We start from the raw sequence: 9,134 nt of genomic DNA on the forward strand, positions 1-9,134 counted from the left end.
AACAACAATCATTTATTTCTTCAATTGGTGTCCCTTTACCCAGCACTGAACTCCGTATCGTTAATGATGAGAATGAACCTTTAGGTCCTAACCAACTTGGTGAAATTCAAATTAGAGGGCCTCAAGTGATGAAAGGCTATTGGCAACAAGAAGCCGAAACCAATACTGTAATGCATGCAGGAGGTTGGCTAAGCTCTGGCGATATAGGAAGAATGGATGATGATGGGATTTTTTATATTGAAGACCGTAAAAAAGATATGATTTTAGTGTCGGGATTTAATGTTTTTCCAACTGAAATTGAAGAAGTTGCAACACTTCACCCTCACATCATCGAAGCTGCGGCCATTGGTATTCCTGATGACGCTACTGGTGAAAAAGTTAAATTATTTATTGTACGCAAAGGTAATGTGACCGTTGATGAAATAAAAAAACATTGCAGAAAATACCTTACCGGTTATAAAAACCCAAAGATAATCGAATTTAGAGATGAATTGCCAAAATCAAATGTTGGCAAGATCTTACGTCGAGAATTGCGAGATTCAAAGGATCTATAATTCCATGAAACAAAATACGGTACCAGCAATGTATAAAGGGGTTAATCTCACTGGTGTATCTAACGAAACCGCCTCGGACTTATTTATGAAAATACACAGTTTCTCTACGGTTAAAACTTATCAAGAGAAAACTGTTAATCGACTTGTTAAGTGCTCAAACGATATTACCAGTAACTGACTAATCAATCCCAATCTTTATCTAGGCCTCTATTCGCCTCTGCTATGAACCACAAAGTTTCTGATATTATTTTTAGGTATTCGCGAAGATTGTGATAAAAAAATGCCAGTCAGTTAACTGACTGGCATTTTTTGTGTCGGATACTTGTTGCAACCGAGGCACGTTATTGATGCTATTTACGCACTAAAACTACCAAATACGCACGCGCTGATCTTCAGGTAAGTACAACTTATCACCTGGTTTAACATCAAAGGCTTTATACCAAGCATCGTGGTTACGCGGGGCGAGGGCGCGATAACGACCTGGCGCATGAGTTCCGGCACGTAACTGAGTTAACATACTTTGCTCGGTACGTTTTTCTTTCCACACTTGAGCCCAAGCTAAAAAGAAACGTTGATCGCCAGTGACGCCATCTATTATCGGTGCTTCTTTACCGTTTAAGCTTAATTTATAAGCATGGTATGCCATTGATAAACCACCAACATCGCCAATGTTTTCACCGAGACTGTTGTGTCCGTTTACAAAGTTTTCAGGGATTGGCTCATATTGGTTGTATTGCGCTGCGAGTTTATCGGCTTTAGCATCAAAAGCGGCACGATCTTCATCTGTCCACCAGTTACGCTGAATACCATTGGCGTCTGATTTAGAACCTTGATCATCAAAACCATGGCCCATTTCGTGACCAATTACGGCACCAATACTGCCATAGTTAACCGCAGCATCTGCGTTTGGATCAAAAAATGGCGGTTGTAAAATTGCCGCAGGAAAGACAATTTCATTAAACGAACTGTTGTAATAGGCATTGACCGTTTGCGGTGTCATACCCCAACGATTACGATCTGTTTTTTGAAGTTCTTTCGCTACGCTATCTGCTTGGAAGTATTTACGAAGATTCTTAATATCACCCATTAAATCATTTTTAGTTAGGGTTAAGCCATCAAATTGTTGCCACACATCGGGGTAACCAATTTTAGGATTAAATGCCGCTAACTTAGCATGGGCATTCACTTTAGTTTCGTCGCCCATCCAATCTAAACCATCAATACGTTGGCCTAATGCTGTGCGCAGATTGTTAACTAAATCGGCCATTTTTTGCTTAGACGACTCAGGGAAATAACGCGACACATATACTTTACCGATAGCGAAGCCTAGAGATTGAGTGCCCGACATTTCTTCAACCGCACGTTTCCAGCGCGGACGAGGTTGCTCTTGCCCAGTGAGTTCTTTGCCAAAAAAAGCAAAGTTGGTGTTAAAAATGTCTTCAGACAATAACCCTGCATTATTACTAACGGTGTGGAACGTTAAATAGTCTTGCCACACAGTGAGCGGTTGTTGGTTAATTAAGCCAATCATAGCGTTAACTGGTTCAGGTTCAGAGATGTTGAGTTGTGGTACTTGGTAACCACTCTGCGCAAAATAGATATCCCAATCAAATCCAGGATATTGCTTAACTAACTCATCACGTTTGAGTTGGTTTAAGGTTAAATCACGGTCACGGCGTTTTTCTCTAGGCCATTGTGCCTGTGCTATTTTGGTTTCAAGGGCAAGAATTGCCTCGGCACGTTTTGCTCCGTCGTTTATCCCAGTAAAAGCCAGCATTGCAGCGATATGCTCAACATAAGCTTTACGGATTTTAACGAACCGCTCACTCTCTTCTAAATAATATGAACGGTCCGGCAGACCTAAACCACCAGCACCGATGGTCATTTCATATTGATTGGGATCTATACGGTTAAACCACATTCCACCCCAAATAGGTGATGATGCACCAGTAAGCCATGCTTCACCGAATACTTTGGTTAAATCTTGAGTTGAGCTAATCGCAGCAATTTGATCTAGTGTGGCTTTAATTGGTGTGATACCTAACTTATTAATCGTGTCGGTATCCATATAGGCATGATAGAAATCAGCAATTAATTGTTCTTCGGCAGTTAAGTTGGTGCGGCTGGCAATATCGTCAATAATTGCTTTCACTTGATTTTCACTGCGTTCAGCTAAGGCATTAAATGCGCCATAACGAGTTTTGTCGGCAGGCATGACAAAGTTGTCGTACCACGTGCCACTTGAATACATAAAAAAGTCATCACCAGGCTTAACGGCTTCATTACGTGCAGCTAAATCCACCCCAAAAGTACCTAACTCTGCTTTAGCGGGTACCGGTGATGTAACGGCTGCAAGCTTAGTGTTATTTGTATCAGATACGCCGCAACCACTTAATAGTGCAGCCGTTAATCCAATCGCAATTAAGGATTTATTCATTGGTATCGTGTTCCTTGGTCTATTTTTACAGAATTATTTGCTTAGCCATATTGAAAGACTGACACAAAATGTCAACATTCTAATTGTTAGCAAATTTAACCAGAGCTGAATTAAGCAATGAATAAGTTGCCAATATGCACAAATTTAACCGTTTATTTAGAGGTAATGTTTATTGGGGGCCAGAGATGAGGGCTGTCGGTTATCATCAAAAGAGTAAGGATCTTTAATATCAAAAAGACCCGACGATTTTTGATTTCTAGTGGCATAGCTAGCGTTTTTGTTTGTTTTAGTCAATTACTGTTAAACAGCCTCGCAGTGCGGTTTATGATTTACACCATCGCTTACACCACACGTTTCCAGCAAGGTTGGAGTGTTTAATCTGAATTTTGTGGTAATGATTTTTCAATTTCCTTAGCCAACTGAGCCAATAAGTTGCTGTACGCGCTGACCAACTCCGCAGTCGTCGAACCAGCGTTAGTGACCGCGATGAAATTTTGTTTTGCCAACGTTTGGTGTAATAAATTGTTTGTTAGCTCCCAGTTGGCATTGAGTCTGGCGTTATTGCCATCTCGGTTGAGGGAAGTAACCTTGATTTTAATGCTGTACTGGGGAGTGTTGTTTGCTCGCCAAGGAAATAACACCAGATTACGACGGCGATCTCCTTGGCTTAGATTGATACTCATGACTCGGCTGATACCTTGTTCAAGCGGTTCAGCCCAATAACTATTGGCAAATCGTTGCAGGCTACCATCGTCCAGTTGATACATCAGTTGAGTAAAATGTAGGTATTCGGCTACGTCAATTGGCCCGATACCAATGTCATGCTCTAACGCAGTACTGCCAGATACCATTTGGCTGGGCATTGCCGTTAACACAAAGTATTGTTTTTCGGGAGAGCTTTGGCAGCCACTCACTAAACTCAATAGCAGTAAACCGATCCCCCAGTTAATGCTCCAAACTCCATATTTTTCCATGACATTATTCTCCTAAAGGTAGGGCTTTTTTGCCACGTATGATGGCCTCAGGTTGTTCATCTAAGGTTTCGCTCAAGCTTCGTAGCGATCGAGCTGTGCGGCGGATTTCTTCCAATGTATTGGTGAGTTCTATCAACAAGGGTGAGTTTTGGTCGAGTGTGTTTCCTGCTTGGTTTGCAAGCTGATTAATGCTTAATAGTGTACTGCGTAATTCAGTTAAACTATGGTTTAGCGACTCAACGAGCTTGGGTTCATCATGATTTAATTGCACCAGTAAATTATCGAGTTTTAGCAGCACTTCAAGCCCATTTTTACCTAATGCTGCCTGAGTGTTGTCTAAGTTAATCGCGGTACTTTTAACTGCTTTGGCTGCATTATCAAAATTATCCAGTGCTTGCTGTATTTTTCCGCTGGCGGCAATGTCACTGAGCTGCTGAGCTAAATTATCGACATTGTTGACTAAACTTTTTAAGTTTAACGATTGCAGGTCTTTGGACAACGATTCGAAATCAGTCGCGATGGTCGGCAATTCTAATAGTTGGTCTTTTTCTCCATGGAATACTGGCGAGGTGTTGGGAAAGAAATCCAGCTCAACATACAGTAGTCCGGTGAGTAAACTCAGATAATTCAGCTGGGCGCGTAAGCCGTTATCGATGGCGTGTGAAAAAAACTCTTCACCTACTTGGATCCCCTTAATATTGATGCGTTTCAACAATAAGTCGGCATGAACCGCAGCCGTGACACCCTGGCTACTGTCGTTGGGGAAATCGATACTGATATCGCTTATTTCACCTATTATGACCCCTTTTAATTTTACCGGTGCGCCTACCTGTAACCCTTGCACTGAGCTGTTAAAAAACATCACTACAGGGGCTTTCTCTGCAAATATACGCCCACCAGAAAAGAACAGTAATGCAATAAACACTAAGATAATAGCGCCAAAAATAAAGGCACCAATCGCAAGCGGAAGTCGTTGGCTTTTACTCATGATATCTCCGATTTTTCGGTACGATTGAGAAACTGACGAACCCTCGGCTGGCTACTGTGTATCTTTAATTCTCGAGGGTCACCACAATCGAGCATAGTATTGGTCTCATTATCCAGAAATACACAGCGAGTGCCGATTGACAATATACTGGGCAGCTCGTGGGACACAATGATCACGGTAGAGTCTAGGGCCTGGCATATTTGCACAATTAATTGATCTAAACGCATCGAGCTAATAGGGTCTAAACCCGCAGAGGGTTCATCAAAAAATAACAATTGAGGGTCTAATGCCAGCGCCCGCGCTAATCCGGCGCGTTTGTGCATACCGCCGCTTAACTCGGCAGGATAAAATTTCTCGAAGCCCGCTAAGCCGACAAGTGCCAGTTTATAGGCGACGGCTTCGGCAATTTGTCGCTCCGAAAGGTCGGTATAGAGCTGCATGGGTAACGCCACATTCTCGCCAAGCGACATGCTCGAAAACAATGCGCCAGTTTGGAAGGTAATTCCCCAATCTTTGAGCATTGCTACCTGCGTGGGTTCATCTGCCTCATAAAAGTTTTTGCCTTGATAGAGTACTTCACCCTTTAGTGGTGTGAGTAATCCCACCATCGATTTCAGCAAGGTTGTTTTGCCACAACCACTGCCGCCAATGACAAAAAAGATATCATTCTTGTTAATGTCGAAGTTGAGTTTTTTTTGCACCTCGGTACTGCCGTAGCCGACTGAAAGATTACGTACACTGATAAAGGCATCATCAACCATGGCTAGATCCCTAATTTATCGTACAAGATATTAAGCGCCGCATCGGCAACAACCAGAAAAACAATGGCTTTAACCACCGCCTGGGTTGTCGCTAAGCCAACGGCATTAGAGTCACGTCCGCAAAGTAGTCCAGCCTGGCAACCCGCAATCGCAATTAAAAACCCAAAAATTAAGCTCTTGATTAAACCGGTTGAAATATCTACCCAATCAATCGCAACCTGGGTTTGCAAAATATACTGGGTATAACTTACGCCCATCCCGTTAGCAACTAACGCACCGCCAAGCATGCCTATTACATCTGAATAAATACACATTAGTGGCATAATGAAAATTAATGCTAATAATCGCGGTAAAACCAGAAACTCCATGGTAGGAATGCCCATTACTCGCAGCGCATCAATTTCTTCATTAACCTGCATGGTGCCTAACTGCGCCGCATAAGCAGCTCCGGTTCGGCCGGCCATAATAACGCCTGTCATTAAAGCACCCATTTCACGCACCATTCCGATAGCCACTAAATTAGCCACATATACTTGGGCACCTAATTGACGCAGTTGTACCGAACCTAAATAAGCCAAAATCATTCCCACGAGCAGGCTAATTAAAGTAACAATCGCAAGTCCTTTAGGCCCCGCTTGTTCGATAAAAAAAACAATATCACTTCTACGAGTCCTCGCTTTACCTCCCAACCAACGGCCTAATACCAAGGTACAGTCGCCAACGAATACTAATCCATCGTGCACCTGTAAGCCTTGCTTAATAAGACTTCGACGTAAGGTCGGCCACAATCCGCCAATAGCGCCATCATTAGTGGGTTGATAAACAGGAACATCGGTAGCCAGTTGCAGTAATTGCTGCAATCCTTGAGGTGTTTGTTGAGTGTCTAGTGATATTTTTTGCTGTTCACACCAGCGAGATAATTGTAATAAGGCAATGGCGAGGCTTGAATCCCAATGAGATAATTCAGTGGTGATTAAAGTGACACTATGGCAATTCGATGGTAGCTCTGCACAAATATCTGCGCCTAGTGGTGCTTGGCCTAATTGCCAATCACCAACAAGGTTCAGTAAGCAGTTATCATCGTGCATGTCGATATGGAATGTTGCGAGTGTCATGCTAGACCCCCGAGCCAATATGAAATAAGTCTATTCGTTTGTTTTATAAACAGGTTAGCTTAATGCTTGCTCCTGTTGACAGTGTAGACCAATCACGCTGATTATATTTTGACCTTGGACATATTATTTCATCAACATTTAAGCTATCACTTTGATGTATTGACGCTTTGCTACATCGAAGAAGCATTAGTTATGGACCGATGTTGTCGTGCAGAGGCAATAAAAACGGCGTTAATGATTGAACATAACCGTCGCTTGTCGCGATTTAAAGCAAATAAACTTGCGTTGACAAAATTTAACGCTAATATGCACTGTTTATTTATACAGTATATTTTTATACGGTATTTGTTTGTGTGCTGTTTATTTATACAGTACATATCATATTAGAGGTTGTCATATGCGCGTTATTCCCATAGCAGCCAGTGCCGGCATTACCGGTTTCGAATCACCTGCCGCTGAGTACCTTCAGTTAGGCCTCAGCCTTGATGAGATATTAATTCAGCATCCAAGTTCCACTTTTATCGGCTTAGCCCAAGGTGAGTCGATGCAAGGTGTGGGAATATATGATGGTGACTTATTGATTGTCGACCGCCATGAAACGGCTAGAAATGGCGACGTGATAGTGGCTAATTTTAATGGTGAATTTGTGTGTAAAATTCTCGACATGCGTCGGCGAATGCTGATGTCGTCAAATGAACAACATTTACCAGTGACCATCTGCGACTATGATGATTTTAGTATTGAAGGTGTGGTTATTCGCTCGATTCGTTGTCATCGCCAAAGCCCACTGCTTATCAGCAAAAAAGGTTAGGTAACAATGTTCGCCTTAGTCGATGCCAATGCTTTTTATTGCAGCGCAGAACAGGTTTTTCGCCCTGACTGGCGCGGCAGACCGATTATTGTACTGAGCAATAACGATGGCTGTATTGTCGCGGCTAATCGACAAGCAAAAGAGGCGGGTATTGAGAAGTTTTTGCCTTACTTTCAAGCTAAAGCATTATGCGTCCAGCGCAATGTCATTGTGTGCTCATCTAATTATGAATTGTATGCCGACTTATCGGCAAAGATGATGGCAATAATAGGGCGTTTTGCGCCAGAACAACATGTGTACTCCATCGATGAAAGCTTCCTGTCTTTTAAACATTGTTATCCCGCAATCAAATGCCTGCATAGCCAAGGTCAGTTAATTCGTCGCGCAGTTTGGAAAGAAGCCCGCCTGGCGGTTTGTGTGGGCATGGGGCAAACGTTAACCTTAGCTAAAATAGCCAATCACGCCGCTAAAAAAATCCCGGGATACCAAGGAGTGTGCGTTATCGACACTGCGCAGCAACGCAATGATATTTTACGCCAACTTGCCGTAAAAGATGTGTGGGGGATTGGCAGGCGCATCAGTAAAAAGCTTCAATTGATGAATATTCGCAGCGCATACGATCTCGCCTCTATGCCACCCAGTTTGGCCAGAAAACAATTTAGTATTGAAATTGAACGCACCGTACGCGAACTTAACGGCGAAGTGTGTAAACAATGGGATGAGGCTAGGGCAGATAAAAAACAAATTTTCTCCACTCGCAGTGTGGGCGAACGTATTTGCGATTTTGAATCGCTATTACAGGCATTGAGTAAACATGTTGGTATCGCAGCAAGTAAAGCGCGTCAGCAAGGCTCACATTGCAAAACCATGTTGTTATTTGCCAGTAATTCGCCCCACGACGAACGGCCTGTGAGTTATAAAGTTATTGTCCATTTCCCATGCCCAACCAATTGCACCATTGAACTCACCAAAGCCATGACCGACGCAGCCCCGAGATTATTTAGCAATGGTGTTCGTTATTACAAAATTGGTGTTGGTTTAGTTGATTTAGCCAGCGAGAAACATTTTCAATTTGATTTATTTAATACCGCTAAGGTTAATTATGCCTTAATGGACACGCTTGACGGCATCAACCAACGATATGGCCGCGATACAGTGTTTCTGGCAGCACAAGGAATAGAACAAAAATGGGCCATGCGCCGTGATTTACTCACACCTCAATATTCAACCCAATGGAAATGCTTACCCAGTATTAAATGCTAAGACTTTTATGACTAGAGCTTATGGTAAACAGCGACAAGGGCACATGTCAGGTAGGGTAACTTAAATCTGCGCGTTATAAATTAATGGACAGTTTACCTCATGGTTAAGCACTGTTAATGCGCAATACACCTGATGAGGCATGATGTTTACTGGCATACAACGAAGCCGAACACATTATGTTAACTGCCATACTAGCCATACTAGCCATACTAGCCATACTAGCCATACTAG

General features: G+C 42.7%; 9 protein-coding genes. 4 read left to right on the top strand and 5 right to left on the bottom strand.

Annotated elements, in window-relative coordinates; translation table 11 throughout:
* Nucleotides 1-554 (top strand): AMP-binding enzyme (locus tag H5202_RS14880; RefSeq protein ID WP_182772765.1); only part of this gene is annotated, 554 nt, incomplete at its 5' end.
* A 4-nt stretch (nucleotides 555-558) separates the two neighbouring features.
* The gene (locus tag H5202_RS14885) at nucleotides 559-732 is read left to right on the top strand and encodes a hypothetical protein (RefSeq protein WP_182772766.1); all 174 of its coding nucleotides are present in this window, start codon (nucleotides 559-561) and stop codon (nucleotides 730-732) included.
* 189 nt (nucleotides 733-921) lie between these two features.
* Here H5202_RS14885 and H5202_RS14890 read toward each other — a convergent pair whose 3' ends face one another.
* From H5202_RS14890 to H5202_RS14910, 5 genes are all read right to left on the bottom strand, one after another.
* Nucleotides 922-2,991, bottom strand: coding sequence for a M13 family metallopeptidase (locus tag H5202_RS14890; RefSeq protein ID WP_182772767.1), 2,070 nt, complete (start codon nucleotides 2,989-2,991; stop codon nucleotides 922-924).
* Between the two features lie 374 nt (nucleotides 2,992-3,365).
* The gene (locus H5202_RS14895) at nucleotides 3,366-3,965 is read right to left on the bottom strand and encodes a PqiC family protein (protein WP_182772768.1); all 600 of its coding nucleotides are present in this window, start codon (nucleotides 3,963-3,965) and stop codon (nucleotides 3,366-3,368) included.
* A gap of 4 nt (nucleotides 3,966-3,969) precedes the next feature.
* Nucleotides 3,970-4,953: an MlaD family protein gene (locus H5202_RS14900; protein ID WP_123777409.1), complete on the bottom strand. Its 984-nt coding sequence runs from the start codon at nucleotides 4,951-4,953 to the stop codon at nucleotides 3,970-3,972.
* Nucleotides 4,950-5,714, bottom strand: coding sequence for an ABC transporter ATP-binding protein (locus tag H5202_RS14905; protein WP_011637422.1), 765 nt, complete (start codon nucleotides 5,712-5,714; stop codon nucleotides 4,950-4,952). The genes H5202_RS14900 and H5202_RS14905 overlap by 4 nt, the downstream gene beginning before the upstream one ends.
* Nucleotides 5,715-5,716: 2 nt before the next feature.
* On the bottom strand, nucleotides 5,717-6,829 hold the full coding sequence (locus H5202_RS14910; RefSeq protein ID WP_182772769.1) for an MlaE family ABC transporter permease: 1,113 nt from the start codon (nucleotides 6,827-6,829) through the stop codon (nucleotides 5,717-5,719).
* A 397-nt stretch (nucleotides 6,830-7,226) separates the two neighbouring features.
* Between H5202_RS14910 and H5202_RS14915 the strand changes: the two genes are divergently transcribed.
* Together H5202_RS14915 and H5202_RS14920 are read left to right on the top strand one after the other, a co-directional pair.
* Nucleotides 7,227-7,640, top strand: a complete 414-nt coding sequence (locus H5202_RS14915; RefSeq protein WP_182772770.1) for a LexA family protein — start codon at nucleotides 7,227-7,229, stop codon at nucleotides 7,638-7,640.
* A gap of 6 nt (nucleotides 7,641-7,646) precedes the next feature.
* Nucleotides 7,647-8,903 (top strand): Y-family DNA polymerase, encoded by a 1,257-nt coding sequence (locus H5202_RS14920; protein ID WP_182772771.1) that lies wholly within the window; start codon nucleotides 7,647-7,649, stop codon nucleotides 8,901-8,903.
* Nucleotides 8,904-9,134: the final 231 nt, after the last annotated feature.

Origin of the sequence: Shewanella sp. SG41-4 (genome assembly GCF_014164505.1) — a bacterium.
Taxonomy (GTDB): Bacteria; Pseudomonadota; Gammaproteobacteria; order Enterobacterales; family Shewanellaceae; genus Shewanella.